Annotated in this window: 12 protein-coding genes; 4 read left to right on the forward strand and 8 right to left on the reverse strand. The window is 39.0% G+C overall.

Annotated elements, in window-relative coordinates; genetic code table 11:
- The first annotated feature begins 97 nt into the window (after window positions 1-97).
- Window positions 98-1,375 (forward strand): replication-associated recombination protein A, encoded by a 1,278-nt coding sequence (locus tag PP182_RS00930; protein ID WP_272649447.1) that lies wholly within the window; start codon window positions 98-100, stop codon window positions 1,373-1,375.
- Here the strand turns inward: PP182_RS00930 and PP182_RS00935 are convergent.
- The 8 genes from PP182_RS00935 to PP182_RS00970 form a co-directional block, all read right to left on the reverse strand.
- Entirely contained in the window at window positions 1,372-2,268 is an 897-nt protein-coding gene (locus PP182_RS00935; protein WP_272649448.1) for a hypothetical protein, read from the reverse strand. The genes PP182_RS00930 and PP182_RS00935 overlap by 4 nt on opposite strands.
- 64 nt (window positions 2,269-2,332) lie before the next feature.
- Window positions 2,333-3,769, reverse strand: a complete 1,437-nt coding sequence (locus PP182_RS00940; protein WP_272649449.1) for a DUF5723 family protein — start codon at window positions 3,767-3,769, stop codon at window positions 2,333-2,335.
- Window positions 3,766-4,275, reverse strand: a complete 510-nt coding sequence (locus PP182_RS00945) for a hypothetical protein (protein ID WP_272649450.1) — start codon at window positions 4,273-4,275, stop codon at window positions 3,766-3,768. The genes PP182_RS00940 and PP182_RS00945 overlap by 4 nt, the downstream gene beginning before the upstream one ends.
- Window positions 4,276-4,365: 90 nt before the next feature.
- Window positions 4,366-5,055 carry a YjjG family noncanonical pyrimidine nucleotidase gene (locus PP182_RS00950; protein WP_272649451.1) on the reverse strand — a complete coding sequence of 230 codons (690 nt, stop codon included), beginning with the start codon at window positions 5,053-5,055 and terminating at the stop codon, window positions 4,366-4,368.
- Window positions 5,048-6,343: a polysaccharide deacetylase family protein gene (locus PP182_RS00955; protein WP_272649452.1), complete on the reverse strand. Its 1,296-nt coding sequence runs from the start codon at window positions 6,341-6,343 to the stop codon at window positions 5,048-5,050. Before PP182_RS00955 ends, PP182_RS00950 begins: the two co-directional genes overlap by 8 nt.
- Window positions 6,344-7,042 carry a RadC family protein gene (gene radC, locus PP182_RS00960; RefSeq protein WP_272649453.1) on the reverse strand — a complete coding sequence of 233 codons (699 nt, stop codon included), beginning with the start codon at window positions 7,040-7,042 and terminating at the stop codon, window positions 6,344-6,346.
- A 70-nt stretch (window positions 7,043-7,112) separates the two neighbouring features.
- Complete coding sequence (locus PP182_RS00965; protein ID WP_272649454.1) at window positions 7,113-7,301, reverse strand: hypothetical protein; 189 nt, start codon at window positions 7,299-7,301, stop codon at window positions 7,113-7,115.
- 68 nt (window positions 7,302-7,369) lie between these two features.
- A complete protein-coding gene (locus PP182_RS00970) occupies window positions 7,370-8,728 on the reverse strand; it encodes a UDP-N-acetylmuramate--L-alanine ligase (protein ID WP_272649455.1) in 1,359 nt (452 codons plus the stop codon).
- 102 nt (window positions 8,729-8,830) lie between these two features.
- On the opposite strand from PP182_RS00970, the gene PP182_RS00975 reads away from it, so the two are divergent.
- The 3 genes from PP182_RS00975 to PP182_RS00985 all read left to right on the forward strand — a co-directional run bounded on the left by PP182_RS00975 (window position 8,831) and on the right by PP182_RS00985 (window position 16,131).
- A complete protein-coding gene (locus tag PP182_RS00975) occupies window positions 8,831-9,148 on the forward strand; it encodes a cupin domain-containing protein (RefSeq protein ID WP_272649456.1) in 318 nt (105 codons plus the stop codon).
- Between the two features lie 7 nt (window positions 9,149-9,155).
- Complete coding sequence (locus tag PP182_RS00980) at window positions 9,156-9,941, forward strand: SDR family oxidoreductase (protein ID WP_272649457.1); 786 nt, start codon at window positions 9,156-9,158, stop codon at window positions 9,939-9,941.
- A gap of 91 nt (window positions 9,942-10,032) precedes the next feature.
- The gene (locus PP182_RS00985) at window positions 10,033-16,131 is read left to right on the forward strand and encodes an alpha-2-macroglobulin family protein (protein ID WP_272649458.1); all 6,099 of its coding nucleotides are present in this window, start codon (window positions 10,033-10,035) and stop codon (window positions 16,129-16,131) included.
- Window positions 16,132-16,200: the final 69 nt, after the last annotated feature.

Raw genomic sequence — 16,200 nt, forward strand, 5'->3', positions numbered from 1 at the left:
GGTTAAAATGTCATTTCTCTAGAATCAACTCTTAAACCCAATTTTATATTGTAATGATACTCAATGAATTTCTACAACTTTATTCTATTTTTATACCATGAACGAGCCATTAGCAGAAAGAGTACGCCCAAAAAATCTTGAGGAATATATTAGTCAGCACCATTTGGTAGGAGAAAATGGCTCCCTTACCAATCAAATAAAAAAAGGTATCATTCCTTCACTAATCCTATGGGGACCACCGGGTACCGGTAAAACTACCTTGGCCCATATCGTTGCCAAGGAAAGTGAAAGACCTTTCTACGTACTCAGTGCTATTAATAGCGGTGTAAAGGATATCAGGGAAGTCATAGACAAGGCAAAACAGGCGGGTGGGCTATTTACTTCCAAGAACCCAATTCTATTTATCGATGAGATTCATCGGTTTAGTAAATCACAACAGGATTCCTTGCTTGCTGCCGTTGAAAAGGGATGGGTAACCTTAATAGGTGCAACCACGGAAAACCCCAGCTTTGAAGTAATACCGGCATTGTTATCCAGATGTCAGGTATATATTTTAAATGCTTTTGGAAAAGAGGATTTGGAGCTTCTTTTGGAGCGTGCCATGCATAATGACCCAATTTTAAAATCCAAAAGAATAAAACTTCAGGAAACCGAAGCCCTCTTGCGTTTATCGGGAGGTGATGGTAGAAAACTATTGAATATTTTTGAACTGGTTGTCAATTCCGAACCTAATGATGAAATCATCATAACAGACGACCTTGTTCTTTCAAAAGCCCAGAAAAATACGGTCCTATACGATAAAACAGGGGAACAACATTATGATATCATATCAGCCTTTATTAAATCGATTCGGGGTAGCGACCCCAATGGGGCAGTTTATTGGCTCGCTAGAATGATAGAAGGAGGTGAGGATGTAAAATTTATTGCAAGAAGAATGTTGATTTCAGCCTCAGAAGATATTGGGCTTGCTAATCCGACCGCATTGGTTATGGCCACTACCACCTTCCAAGCCGTTACTACCATTGGCTATCCTGAAGCAAGAATCATTCTAAGCCAGTGTGCAATTTACCTAGCCACCTCGGCAAAAAGTAACGCTAGTTATATGGCTATTGGAAAAGCCCAACAATCTGTTCGGCAAACCGGAAATCTTTCGGTGCCGCTTCACTTGAGAAATGCACCAACAAAACTTATGAAGGACTTGGGCTATGGTGAGGATTATAAATACGCCCACGATTTTAAAAATAACTTTGTAAACGAAGAGTTTTTACCTGATGAATTGACAGGAACATCATACTATCAACCTGGAAAAAACCAAAGAGAAAATGCTTTGAGTGATTTTCTTAAAAAGCGTTGGAAGGATAAATATGATTTTTAAAACTTAAGGTTCAATTGTTCCTGAACAAGTTTATCCCCCTCGTAATATTCAAAAATCCATTGCCCATCTTTTTGATACACCATTCCACTTTTTCCTTCGGACTGTGCCATAAACATGTTTTCATTTGAACTCTTGAACAATTTCATCCTTACTTTAGGGCTGCTATCTACTAATTGATAACCATTCGGTATTACTTGTGCGTACCATATTTCTTCTACAGCAGTATCATTGTTTACTCGACTGGCCCCGATATTTGAGGATACGGGCTCCATGCTTTTATAAGATTGGTTTTCAGTAGTGGCTTCCTGTACCACCATAGGTTTTTTATTCTTCGGTTCCTTATATTGTACCTTATCCGTATTGGTTCCTTTTGGTTCCAATTTTTCAGCTATCTTTTTGTTTTTTAGACTTTTAACATCATTCTTAAAGCTAACGACCAAAGGCTTTTTTTCCTTTTCTTGCTTACCGGAATAGACGTAATTTAAGCCATTGAAACTTATCATAGCTTCTTTGATAGCCTCATTATATGCCCCCCTGTATTCTTTTATTTTACTTTTCCCTTCCATGGTTAGAAAGATTTCTACACCATTGCAATCTTTTAGGCTCAAAGAAGTTTTAGTCGTGAACATGGTGGAATCATCTTTTAAACCGACTAGCAAGCCTAAACATCTATTGATGTTCAAATCCTGTGGGAGTGCATCATCATAAACCACGTTAAACCCTCTTTCAGAAAAAAGAAATTTCACCAAAGTACTGGTTTGGTATTGGTTCACTTCCTTAAATGCCTCAAAACGCTTGGGAACGACAATATATTTGTAATCGTTCAAGTTTATTTGTGCCGATATCAAATTACTTAGTAACATCGTTAGGACTAATAACAGGCTTCTCAACATCTATGGTGTTTTATTTTATAACTATACTATGAAAAAAGTGTGCCACAATTTGAAAAATGTGCCCTTACTTCCTGCCCCAAGATATAATATTTAATCCTAACTGAAAAGATGCATAATTGCTCGCTGCTATGTTTCTATATGAAAGTAGATTGTCCGCCATGGCATATAGATTTATTGGTCCTGCTTGAAGACTAAAACCAAAACCCATATTGGTATAACTAAACTTGTCCGCTGTATAGGTAGCCTTGAGCGCCAAAATATTACCTAACCTCCTCATATAGAAAGCCGTTATGGCACTTTGAGGTCCACGCGGTCTGTTGACCAAAAATACGTGACCACCAATCGAATTCCTATAGGCCACTCGAGACAAACTTCTGCTACCGGAGTTTATGGTACAATCACAATTTTCCAATGAGTTACCTATGGGCTTACCGAAATCATAGCGCAATGAAACATTCAGTTTTGTGGGTCTAAATGTGATGTAGCCTGACTCACTACTTTCAAAAGGAACCAATTCCTCTATTTCATCGACCAGATCCTGCCAGAAATCACGATTCAAATTTGAAAAATCACGTAGTACATTTATTTCGATACCTTCAGAGCTTGCATTTCCCGTTAAACTATAACTTTTGGTATCTCCGCTGTGATAGATAAACCCAACATCCAGCAGACTTCCTGTAAGTACGGTTTGCTTATTGAAACGATAAGAAAAACCAAGATCTAACCCCAACCCTAAGTCTCCACCAAAAAGAGCACGTTTTACCAGTGTATTTGAAAGTGTTCCGTCATCTGATGCACTATCCAAAGCTCCAAAACCGGAGGTTCTTAGCTCTAAATCCGAACTTAAAGTGGTCGTAAATGTATTATTCTGTCCTTCGGTATTCACCAAATACCCGTCATTTCTAGTAGAATTATAATCAACGATTCCTGAATATATTTTACCTCGGGCACCAATAGTCAATTTATCATCTATCTTTTTATTCATCCCGATATGATAGACACTTACCAAGGACCCTCTTGTTTTTAAATCCCCTAAATCGAATCTACGGTTCAATTGATCCGCATTACCATCAAAAATTAAATAGGCGTAATCCTGTGGCCAATAGGTAATTTCATCCAACTCCAGATAGGCACCCATGGAATAAAAAATATCTGGGTCTGCACCTCTGAAACCAAAGTTTATTAATTCTAATTGAATATTACCGCTGAACTCATCTCTTGGCGTCATACGATAGACCATGCGCTGCCGGACTTTATCATTAATATCCAGCCCATCCTCGGCAAAAATATCATTTACGGATATTCCATTGGTACCACCATATCCTGAAACACCCGAGATTAAGGGTATTCCAGAGTACCATTTAAAATCGGTTTCTACTCCAGGGTTTATGAGTAACGATTGTGGTATTTCATTAAAATCATAAAGTATTTGCTTGTTCTGGGCCATCAGAAAATTGCAAAACAACAACAGAAAAAAAGAAAGACTTTTCAATAAATTCATTTTATCCTGACCATGAATTTTGCACTGGACCTTAAAATGATGGCCGGATCTGGTAGGTTAGACGTACTCGAATTATCACCAAGGTTTTCGGCACTTAACCTAATTTCTGAGGTGTTCCTAAGTATATCAAGATTCTTACCTGCTCCACCGTAAGCAACTTCCCGCGTTAAAAGTGCACTTGGAGTCGCATTCATCTGAAAAAGTTCGCTATCAAGAACATTACCACTCTCATCCAAAAATTGGATACTGATCTCTATATCCTTACTCGTGGTATTTTCCAATTGGTAGGTGATTGATCCTTCCAGAACCCTTTCGGCAAACAAGTCATCCTCAAAGGCATCAAAATTAAAGTCTTGGGAGAAAAAATTAATGCCTGTAACCCTATTGATTATAGACTCCTGTGTCTTAACATAAAAGATGCTTGTTTCATAGGTAGGTGTTATAGTAAGGTCATCATACTGCCCAAAATCCTGTTTCTCCGAACAGGACATCAGTATGAAAATCATAGAAACGATGATAAGTAGATTTCGATACACACCCATCTATACAATACTTTTTTAAGACTAGAACAACGTCCCTGTATATAGGGTATAACTCTATAAAAAGGTTTTTATTTCCCTTAAAGTGGTAATAATTGGAGCGTGGTCATGCTCAGGATCTCCATGTGCATTAAAGTGTAATGTATGTAGCCCGACAGATTTCGCTCCCAAGATATCTGCCTCTAAACTATCGCCTATCATTAAGGATTTTTGTGGGTGGACATTAGCCTTGTCCAAAGCCAATTTAAAGATTATAGGGTTAGGTTTTTTGACCCCGGCCATTTCGGAATCCACGATGTGCTCAAAATAGTGGTGAATACCCGAGTTTTTTAACTTTTTCTCCTGGATCTCCTGAAATCCATTGGTTATAATATGAAGTCGGTACCTCGGTCGAAGATAATCCAGTATGGTTACCGTATCTGGAAATAGATGGTTATAAGTGGACAAATGATTTATATACTCATTGGACAAACTATGAATAACCTCATCAGAAACTATAAGGCCTAATTGATCGAACACTGTTTTAAGACGTTGATACCTTAACTCTGACTTTGTAATTTTTTCCTCCCGGTACAATTTCCAAAAAGCCAAATTTGTAGGAACATACACGTCCAAAAAATGCTGTAATGAAATCTCAATATGATGGTCTACCAGTATTTTTTTAAAGGTTAGTGAAGAATTCTTTTCAAAGTCCCATAGCGTATGGTCCAAATCAAAAAATATATCCGTGACCAGATTTTTAAACATTATACTTGGTTATTAATTGATAATAAACCTCTTTCCAATCGAATTTATGTTGAGACCCTAATAGTTCGTTGGAAAAAACAGAGATGAATGTTCCCTTTACTAATTTAATTTCGTTGTAAATAGCATCCATCCTTCTTTCCAGTTCCAATTTTTTATCAATTTCCAACAAGGAATAATCGTGCAATACAAAAGGAAAAATCTTTATAGGTTGTTGGACTTCCAAAGGAATGTCATAAAATTGAAAAGGCGTACAGGTTCCGGCCCTAAAACCAATTTGGTGGCTATATCCCATGGTAAAATCGTCTGTAAATTCCGCTGTAATCAAATTTCGGTACGTTTCCGGAACATCTACACGATTGTATCGCATCCTTGAATAATTTACCGGTCTGTTGACCACATTTTCAAGATTATGCTTTTCATTTTTTAAAAGTTCCACATTGTCAAACGAACTATAGGATGCCGCCAAAGCTACCTTAGAGTAATCCCCTATGTATTTTATTAGTGACCTAAAATTGTTACTATTCGTGGATACATTTTTATCGTATTTGGAATAATTGGCAAATTGAAAGAAGAATATGCTATTAACATTTAGTTTTTTATGCCATTCAATTAGGGTCGCAAAATTATCGTAGGGGTCTCCTTTTATTTTTAGTCCCACGGCAATCCTTTCTACCAATCTTTTTAATTTGAATGTACCCAAATCTAACAAGAAACCAGCAGCACCCCTAATCACTCCTCTGTTTGCATAGCAATGTGATGTAGTTACGTCTATCAAGGACATGAACTTATACTTTCTTGGACCCTGTACAAGACTAGGAAACCTTTCTTTTAAAACTACAAATAACTTCATGGCCCAGATATCCACAACGGGACGTTCCAAAAATTTGTGTTCATAGGCCAGACTTCCTCTAAAGGGAAAACGTCCATGGGCATCCTTTACATGGGGCAGGTACTCTTCATATCTACTTATTAAGTAAAAAGAGGCGGCGAAGATATCATAGGGAAGATTACTTCTTTCCCCCGCAAAAAAGAAGCAAGGAACATTATCCCAGCTCATTACGTTTATTTCAACATCATTTACGCCCTGCTCAAACAAAAGTTCATGACTTCGTATGAAAAACTCATTCTGTAAGGGTTGTTTAGTGTAGGTTATCTTTTCTTCCTTATGCTTAATAAAATCTTCTACTTTCGTGGTAAACCCAATCTCTATTCCCAAAATTTTGGTGAATACCTGCTTCATGGTATAGGTTAAGCGCGGTGTTATTTTATGGGTATAGATTAAAAGCATTTATATAATTTGATTATCCACAAAACTAAAATATTCCCTTTGAGTAATTATAAGATGGTCCAAAACGCGAATATCCAAAGCTTCCGAGGCATTCTTTATTTTTTGGGTTATCTCTTTGTCCGCGTTACTAGGTTTTAAAGTACCCGAGGGATGGTTATGCGCTAATATCAGGGCAACGGCTCCCAGCTCCAAGCATTGTTTCATTACCAAGCGGACATCCACCAAAGTCCCTGTTATACTTCCCTTACTCAATTGAGCCTTATGCAAAATCTTATTGGAGTTATTTAAATATAGAATCCAAAATTCCTCATGCTCTAAATCTCCTATTATAGGGTGCAATACGTCAAAGACATCATGGCTACTCCCTATTTTTTCAATCTTCAGGGAGTCCTCCCCTCTCCTCCTTCGACCTATTTCCAGTGCTGCGGCAATGCTAATGGCCTTCGCTTCCCCAATACCCTTGAATTTCATCAATTGCTGAATTGACAGTTTTCCCAATTCGTTAAGGTTATTGTCTACAGAGGCCAAAATTCTTTTCGAGAGTTCTACCGCACTTTCATCCCTACTCCCGGATCCAATAAGAATAGCGATTAATTCAGCATTGGATAGTGCCGAACGACCTTTATTGACCAGCTTTTCCCTGGGCTTATCATCATCTGACCAGTTTTTAATCGAAAAGGAAATCGGCTTTTCTTCCATTCCTCAAATATACAGAACTAATTATTTCAACATTAGGTTATTGGCAATAGGGTAAAATCCATTTACCCATCTAATCCTCTTCCTCCGTTTGGTCCTGGCGTTTCTCTATTTTAAATCGGGCGTCATGGATAGTCCTATCCTCTTGATTAATAACATTGGATATGCCCAACATAAATGCGACCAAAAATGTATAAAGCAATTTGGCCAATATGACACTATACATTCTGAACACTCTTAGCCAAGTTGATTTCTTCCGCATAAAAAAAGAAAATCAATAGCTATGCCCAATAAGCCGACACTGCCAAAAGGTCATTAACCAATTGCTTGTCAATGCCCTACAACCTGTTTCACTTCGTTCAAATCCAAACCGCCATAATTCCCGGAACTCATTAGCAAAAGGGTGGTGTTAGCATATTCCTTGTTTTTAATAAAGGAATGAAAAGGCCCTGCCTCGGTAAATATTTTCAAATCGATTTTGTCAAAAGCCTGGAAAACTTGCTCCTTGGTTACTTCTTTTAATTTTTTTATCGCCACGGATTCCGGTAAAAAGAAAACGACGGCTTCATCGGCAGCGTCTAAAGATCCTTTATATTCCTTTAGGAATTCTGGATTGAAGCTACTGTACGTATGAAGTTCCAAACAGGCCACCAGTTTTCTATCCGGATACTGTTCCTTGACCGCATTGGTTGTGGCCTTAACTTTGCTCGGACTATGGGCAAAATCCTTAAAGGCGACACTATTGGGACCCTCTGCAATTTTCTCCAGGCGTTTTGAAGCTCCTTTAAAAGAAGCTATTGCCTCATAAAAATCATCTTCATCAACCCCCATATTCTGGCAAATCCACTTTGCCCCGGCAAGATTACTCAGGTTATGTTTACCGAAAACCGCTATGGGCATTGGCCCCTCAGGTGTGGCAAGAAGTGTTTCTCCATTCATAACTTCATAGTTGGGAGTACTATAGGGTAACTTTCGAATAGCATTTTCAGAAGATTCCACCACTTCCCTAACCTCAGCATCCTCCTCGTTATAGGTAATGCTTCCGCCCTTCACTATACTGTCCACAAATATTTTAAACTGTTCCACGTAATTCTCAAAGGTTGGAAATACATTGATATGGTCCCAGGCGATTCCACTGAGCAAAGCGATGTTGGGTTTATACAAATGAAATTTGGGTCTCCTGTCTATTGGGGAGGATAGATATTCATCGCCTTCCAAAACAATAAAATCGTTTTCCTCGGTTAAATGCACCATTCTGTCAAATCCCTCCAACTGTGCACCCACCATAAAATCTACCTTAATTTCATGATAATTGAGAACATGTAAAATCATCGAAGTGATGGTCGTTTTACCATGGCTACCTCCGATAACCACTCTAGTCTTGTCCTTGGATTGCTCATATAAAAATTCAGGGTAGGAATAAATGGTCAAACCAAGTCCCTGTGCCCTTAAAAGCTCGGGATTATCCGCCTTGGCATGCATTCCCAAAACAATGGCATCCAAATCGTCTTGAATCTTTTCAGGAAACCAACCAAATTCCGAAGGCAATAATCCCTTTTCCTTCAACCTGGATTTTGAAGGTTCAAAAATAACATCGTCGCTTCCGGTAATTTGGTATCCCTTATGGGCCAACGCCAACGCCAGATTGTGCATGGCACTCCCTCCAATGGCGATAAAGTGTATCTTCATTATCCTAAATTATGCGGTAAAGATACATATTGACCTTTGCAGCACAAACGATTTTAGCCAGTGTGATATTCTTTTTACCTTAGAAGCATAATCGTAGAAACAATGCACTTGAATCTTAAAAATATCAACTCAAAGGAAATAATGCCCGGATACCATGGCAAATTGGTCCATGCAGAAACCATGAGCATCGCCTATTGGAACGTAGAAAAGAATGCCCAAGTACCGGAACATTCCCACATGCATGAACAGGTCATGTATGTTTTGGAAGGTGAATTTAAATTTACATTGGAGGGCGAAACCAAGACCTATTATCCAGGAGATATTGTAATTATTGCTCCTCACAAAAAACATAGTGGCAAAGCATTGACCCCATGTAAATTGATGGATGTTTTTAGTCCCGTCAGGGAAGAATATAAATAATATAAAAATGAACATATCCTTAAAAGGTAAAAAAGCACTGATTGGTGGAAGTAGCGCAGGTATCGGTAAGGCCATAGCCATACAAATGGCGGAAAGCGGGGCCAGTGTTACCCTAATGTCACATAGCGAGGACAAATTGGCCACCATAGTTTCCAACCTACCGGTAGACCAAGGTCAAAAACATCAATATTTAAAAGTAGATTTTAACGATTTTAAAAGTTACCAAAAAATAATTGAAGGGTATTTCCAACAAAACCAGGTCGATATTCTGGTGAACAATACCCAAGGACCCAGCGCCGGGAGCGCTCTGGAAAAAAAGGTCACCGACTATCAAGAAGCTTTCGACTTATTATTCAAAACAGTTGTTTTTACCACGGAATTAGCTCTGGAATCTATGATGAAAAATAATTGGGGGCGTATCATCAATGTCGCCTCCATATCGGTGAAGGAACCACTCTCCTATTTGGCGCTTTCCAATTCTATTCGCGCCGCGGTTGTAACCTGGGCCAAATCCTTGGCCAGGGATGTTGGTAAACATAAAATCACCGTAAACAATGTCCTCACTGGATATTTTGATACCGACCGTATCACCCAACTGAATGCTAAAAAAGCAGAACAAATGGGAGTCCCCCAAGATGAGGTACGAAAGGAAATGGAAATGCGAGTACCTTTAAAACGTATTGGCGACCCGAAGGAATATGGTTATTTGGCAACCTTCTTGGCCTCGGAAAATGCCTCTTTCATCACAGGGACCAATATTCCCATAGACGGCGGATTGCTTAAAAGTCTATAACGCCCTTTCCCTTATTCAAAAGACCATTTCACTAAGTTGTACTTTAGGTTGGTACGTCTTTTGTTGACATTTGTTATGTAAATTTATAACGATGAAAACATTGATAGCTACTTTGACTCTCGTCCTTTTTTCGCAATTGCTTCCTTCCCAAGAATTTAGCGATTCCTATTCGGAACTTTGGGCAAAAGTCCATAAACTGGAAAAGGAAGCCTTGACAAAGTCGGCATTGGAAATGGTCCAAAATATTTCGGCAAAGGCCAAAAGGGAACAGAATTCCAGCCAGATTATAAAGTCGCTCCTTTTTACTTCCAAATATGCATTGATATTGGAAGAAAATGCTCAACTAAAAGTCGTCAACGACTTAAAAAATGAAATTTCCAATGCAAACTTTCCAGTCTCCAACATTCTGGAAAGTTATCTTGCCAACTTGTATTGGCAGTATTTTCAACAGAATCGCTATCAATTTTACGATAGGACTACTACCGAAGTAAAGGTAGATACCGTTGATTTTAGAACTTGGGACTTGACGACGCTTTTTAAGGAAATAAGTATCCATTTTGAAAAATCGCTCCAAAATCCCGAAGACCTTCAAAAAGAAAAGCTAAAGGATTTTAAGGAGGTAATCGATTCACAGGAGGATTCGGAGATTTATCGGCCAACATTGTTCGATTTATTGGCACATACCGCTTTACAGTTTTATAAGACCGATGAAAATAGCATCACCAGACCTGCAGATAAATTTGAAATCGATTCCCCAGATTACCTATGCGATGCCTACTCTTTTACCCAACTGAAGATTCCTGAAGTAGATGCTACCTCATTACAATCAAAAGCCTTAAAAATATATCAGGAACTGATTTCCTTTCATTTTTCGAATCCAAACTTGGAACCTTTGGTAACGGTGGATATAGAACGGTTAAACTATACCTATTCAAAAGCTGTTTTCCCAGATAAGGATACCATTCTTTTAAGTATACTTACAGCATCCGCGGAAAATCTGAAACATCATGAGTCATCCGCACTCTACCGCTATGAAATAGCATCGCTATTAAAGACCCAAGGAGATGTCTATGTAGCAGAAAAAAATGAAGAAAGTAGATGGAAACTAAAGGAGGCCATTAGTATTTGTGATGCCGTTTACGCAAATTTCCCAAACAGTCTAGGTGCTGAAAAATGTGCCGTTTTAAAATCCCGAATACTAGCGCCCAACCTCGGTATCAGGGCAGAGCGGAATGTTCCAATCAAACAAGCTTCAAGGTTATTGATTACCTACAAGAATCATGATGCATTAAAACTCGCAGCATATAGGATAAATCAAGAGCAATTGGAGGATTTACAAGACTTGTATCCCATACAAAAGCAACTGGAGTATATTGAAGAATTGAAACTTGAGACGAGCTGGACCGCCAAGCTTAAAAATGAAGGTGATTATCAGCAACACAGCATGGAAATACCTATGCCCCAACTTCCCAATGGCCAATACATAGTTTTAGCTATGCCGGCATTGGAAGAAAATGAGGACGCTGCAGATAAAAGTTTTGCCTTTAGCCCAATACAAGTAACAAACATGGCACTTTTGGAAACTAGAGCCCCTGACCAGCATATTTTTCAAGTGGTAGATAGAAATATGGGCAAACCCATATCCGGGGCTAAAATCACCCTGTACTACCAACGCAATTATCGTGGCACTGAGCTCACCAATAATTTTGTGACGGATAAAATGGGTTTTGCACAGCTAGATTTAGACAGAAATTCAATTTCTGTTAACAAAATTAAGATTGATGCAGCTGATGAAACTGCATTTTTTGGCAATACCTATATCAATCAAAAACAGCAGAAGGATAAGCGGCCAAGGATTTCCTATAAAACCTTTCTTTTTAAGGACAGAAGTATCTACCGACCGGGCCAACCGCTTTATTTTAAGGGAATTCTTATTGAGAACGATGGTGGACTTTCAAAAGTGGTATCTGGCGAATCGGTAACGGTAGGCTTTTATGATGTAAACGGACAGAAAATTTCTGAAATGGAAGCTGAAACCAATGAATTTGGCTCCTTCACGGGAGAATTTATCTTACCAAGCTCGGGACTTACCGGCCAACATTATCTTGAAGTTTACGGTGTATCCGGTTTGGTGGACGAAGATTTTTATTTCTCGGTGGAAGAATACAAAAGGCCAAAGTTTGAAACTTCTTTTAAGCCCATAACAGCAACCTTCAAAGTAAACGATACTATTACCGTAAAAGGCACGGCCATGGCTTTAGCAGGAAGTACTATTTCTGGGGCCAAGGTATCGTACAGGGTACAGCGTAATATAAACTACCCGCCTTGGTTCTATTGGAAAAGATCTTATTTTTATGGTGAACCACAGGAAATTGCGCATGGAGAAGTCATTACAAATGATAATGGGGAGTACGAGATAGTTTTTAAAGCCATTCCTGACCTATCCGCTAACAAGGAAAATCTTCCAATTTTTAGCTACACGGTAACCGCAGACGTTACCGATATTAACGGAGAAACCCGAAGCGCATCTACAAATGTAAACGTAGGCTACCATGCTATGACTGCCAGTATTGTTGTCGATTCGCAACTGGATAAGTCCGAGAAAGACCAAACTGTCAGCATAAGCACGCAAAACCTCAACGGGCAGCCGGTTTTTTCGAAAGGCGTTCTAAAAGTTTACAAGTTAAAATCGCCAGAATACGTGCTGCGTGATAGACCTTGGCCCGCGCCCAACTATCAATATTGGTCAAAGCAAGATTTCAAGGCACTTTATCCACATGATTCATATAATACGGAACATGACCCCAATACCTGGGAAAAGGGAGAATTGGTTATGGAAACTGATTTTGATACCGAAAAAAGTACGGAAATACCATTGAAAAATATTAAAAAGTGGGAATCCGGCCAATATCTTTTTGAACTGGAGACTAAAGATAGCTTCGGACAAAAGGTTCAGGCAAAATCCAGAACCAATGTCTATAGTGAAAACGAAAAGAAATTAGCAGACAACCAACTGTTTGATGTAAAAACCGATAAATCTGCTTACGCCATAGGCGATGAAGCGGAGTTAACCTTTTATACTAATGCCAAAGAAGTATTTGTAACGGTCAAGGTTGAAAAAAATAAGGAAATAATCCGGACGGAAATATTGAAACTGAACGAAGGTTGCAAATCCATCAGTATTCCGGTATCTAAGGATGATGAGGGTGGATTTGTGGTGCATTACAGCTATTCCATTTACAATTCTTTTCAGTCAGGCAATGTGACTATTTCCGTTCCATATCCAACTACCGATTTGGAAATCGAAACCTTAACCTTCAGGGATAAACTCCAACCAGGAACAGAAGAAACCTGGAGTTTTAAAATTAAAGGACCAAAAGGAGAAAAGGTTACTGCGGAATTACTGGCGAACATGTATGACGCCTCCTTAGATCAATTTGCAAGTAATTCCTGGTATTTTAATCCGATTCAACAGCCCTATTATTATTCCTACATGTATACGGAAGCCAATCATAGTTTTGGCAATGTTTATTTTAAGAATTACAGCGGTTACTCAATTAAAGGTGAAATAGCTCAAAGCTTTTCCCGTTTGAAGTGGTTTGGTCTAAATTTTGGGTCCTACTTAAGAACAAGAGGCTACACGGTTGGTTCCCAAGTTTCAAGAATGACGAAAAAATCCGGTACTGAAACAGAAATAGTTGCGGAAGAGATGGAAATGGATGCGGCTTTTGGGAATCAACTTCAAGGACAGGTGGCAGGCGTAAGCATTACTTCTGCGCCGAAAGAAGAAGCCGAAGTCATAGATGAGAACGTTGATTTTAGTGCGGTACAAATCCGAAAGAACCTTCAGGAAACAGCCTTCTTTCTTCCTAAATTATTGACCGATTCCGAAGGAAACATTTCTTTTACTTTTACCACACCGGAGGCGCTCACACGTTGGAACGTACAGTTATTGGCACATACCAAAGATTTAAAAAAAGTAACCAATAGCTTATCCACGGTTACCCAAAAAGAATTGATGGTGTTGCCAAACCCTCCAAGATTCTTGCGAGAAGGTGATGTTGTCACCATTAGCTCTAAAATTTCCAATTTGTCGGATAAAAGTCTGGAAGGTTTTGGACAATTGGAACTGACCAACGCGCTTACAGGAAAAGCTATTGACTCCCTTCTGGAAAATATCATGAAGACTCAGCAATTCTCGGTTACAGCAAAGGGAAACATACAGTTATCTTGGAACATCCGCATACCTAAAGGCTTACAGGCCGTACAGTATAAAATTGTGGCGAAAGCAGGAGATTTCAGTGATGGCGAACAAAATGTTTTACCGGTGCTTACCAATCGGATGTTGATAACGGAAACCCTTCCAATGTGGGTACGGAGCAATCAAAAAAAGACATTTACATTGGAAAAACTGAGGGATAATACCTCTACGACCTTTAGCAATCACAAACTTACTTTGGAAATCACCTCCAACCCTGCATGGTACGCGGTACAAGCCCTGCCGTATTTGATGGAGTATCCATATGAGTGCAATGAGCAGACCTTTTCGCGATTTTATGCCAATTCCTTGGCCAGTCATATTGCCAATTCCAATCCAAGAATCCGAGAAGTATTTAATCTATGGGCAAATTCTGATGCACTACTTAGCAATTTGGAGAAAAATGAGGAACTGAAATCACTTTTAATACAAGAAACTCCATGGCTCAGGGATGCACAATCTGAATCCGAACAGAAAAAACGAATTGCCCTATTGTTCAATATGAACAAAATGCAAAACGAAAAGGAAATCGCTCTGCGAAAATTGAAAAGCAATCAAATGGCTTCGGGTGCGTGGCCTTGGTTTAAAGGTGGCAGGGAAAACCGATATATCACACAGCATATAATATCCGGCTTGGCCCATTTACAAAAGCTCACTTCAAGTACGCTAGGCGACCCAAAATCCGATACGAACCGAGATGAAAATATAGAACTGGAGCAAATTATCAAAAGAGGGATAAGTTATTTGGATGACGAATTTATAGCGGAATATGAGCGCATGAAAAAGTACTCGGACGATTTGTCCAAAGATCACCTAACTCCTATTCAGATCCAATTTTTATATATGCGTAGCTTTTTCAAGGATATAAAAACGTCGAAAAAAGTTGATGATATCACGGATTATTATTTAGGCCAAGCAGTGAAGTATTGGACGAAGAAAAATCTGTATTCCAAAGGCATGCTGGCCTTGATAGCGCATCGTTCTGGCGACGAGGTAACAGCAAAAAAAATACTTCGTGCCTTAAAAGAGAACAGTGTTAATTCAGAAGAGCTAGGCATGTACTGGAAAGAAAACAAAAGTTCTTGGTATTGGTATCAGGCTCCTATTGAAACCCATTCCTTACTGATCGAATCTTTTTCGGAAATTGAAAAGGATACTACCACCGTTGACAACCTAAAAATCTGGTTGCTTAAAAATAAGCAGACCAACCAATGGAAAACCACTAAGGCAACAACTGAGGCCGTCTATGCCCTTTTACTCCAAGGTAGTGATTGGTTATCCGTAACGGATGCCGTTGATGTTCTGATTGGAGGGGAAAAAATAGATCCATCGAATTTGGAGCATGTAAAAGTTGAGGCCGGTACAGGTTACTATAAAACCACTTGGGACGGGAATGAGATTAGCCCTAAAATGTCAGAGATTGAACTCACTAAAAAAGGTAACGGTATTGCTTGGGGAGCTTTGTATTGGCAGTACTTTGAGGATTTGGATAAAATAACCTTTGCAGAGACTCCACTTCAATTAAAAAAGAAGCTCTTTTTGAAGAAGAATACGGATACCGGAGAGAGAATCAGTGAAATAACCGCCCAAACGGATTTAAAAGTTGGGGACTTGGTACGGGTTCGTATCGAACTAAAATCCGATAGGGATATGGAATACATACATATGAAAGACATGCGCGCCGCAGGTTTTGAACCCGTCAATGTCCTTTCCCAATACAAATGGCAAGATGATTTGGGTTATTATGAAAGCACAAAGGACGCAAGTACCAATTTCTTTTTCGATTACTTGCCCAAAGGTGTTTACGTTTTCGAATATGATGTTAGGGTGAACAATGCAGGGGATTTTAGCAATGGCATTACTACGATTCAAAGTATGTACGCCCCTGAATTTAGCAGTCACAGTGAAGGTATACGGGTGCAAGTAGATTAAGTAAAACAAAGTATTGGAAAGTTCCCTCATTCAAGTAGCCCTTTCACTAAAACTGAATTTTTAAAGCAA

Source organism: Maribacter sp. PR1 (assembly GCF_028464145.1).
Taxonomy (GTDB): domain Bacteria; phylum Bacteroidota; class Bacteroidia; order Flavobacteriales; family Flavobacteriaceae; genus Maribacter.

Excerpts from the sequence above, each read along its gene's own strand:
- PP182_RS00950 (WP_272649451.1), bottom strand. The coding sequence starts at position 5,055 with ATGTTTAAAAATCTGGTCACGGATATATTTTTTGATTTGGACCATACG.
- PP182_RS00970 (WP_272649455.1), bottom strand. The coding sequence starts at position 8,728 with ATGAAGATACACTTTATCGCCATTGGAGGGAGTGCCATGCACAATCTG.
- PP182_RS00945 (WP_272649450.1), bottom strand. The coding sequence starts at position 4,275 with ATGATTTTCATACTGATGTCCTGTTCGGAGAAACAGGATTTTGGGCAG.
- PP182_RS00940 (WP_272649449.1), bottom strand. The coding sequence starts at position 3,769 with ATGAATTTATTGAAAAGTCTTTCTTTTTTTCTGTTGTTGTTTTGCAAT.
- PP182_RS00980 (WP_272649457.1), top strand. The coding sequence starts at position 9,156 with ATGAACATATCCTTAAAAGGTAAAAAAGCACTGATTGGTGGAAGTAGC.
- PP182_RS00975 (WP_272649456.1), top strand. The coding sequence starts at position 8,831 with ATGCACTTGAATCTTAAAAATATCAACTCAAAGGAAATAATGCCCGGA.
- PP182_RS00935 (WP_272649448.1), bottom strand. The coding sequence starts at position 2,268 with ATGTTGAGAAGCCTGTTATTAGTCCTAACGATGTTACTAAGTAATTTG.
- PP182_RS00955 (WP_272649452.1), bottom strand. The coding sequence starts at position 6,343 with ATGCTTTTAATCTATACCCATAAAATAACACCGCGCTTAACCTATACC.
- PP182_RS00965 (WP_272649454.1), bottom strand. The coding sequence starts at position 7,301 with ATGCGGAAGAAATCAACTTGGCTAAGAGTGTTCAGAATGTATAGTGTC.
- PP182_RS00930 (WP_272649447.1), top strand. The coding sequence starts at position 98 with ATGAACGAGCCATTAGCAGAAAGAGTACGCCCAAAAAATCTTGAGGAA.
- PP182_RS00985 (WP_272649458.1), top strand. The coding sequence starts at position 10,033 with ATGAAAACATTGATAGCTACTTTGACTCTCGTCCTTTTTTCGCAATTG.
- radC (WP_272649453.1), bottom strand. The coding sequence starts at position 7,042 with ATGGAAGAAAAGCCGATTTCCTTTTCGATTAAAAACTGGTCAGATGAT.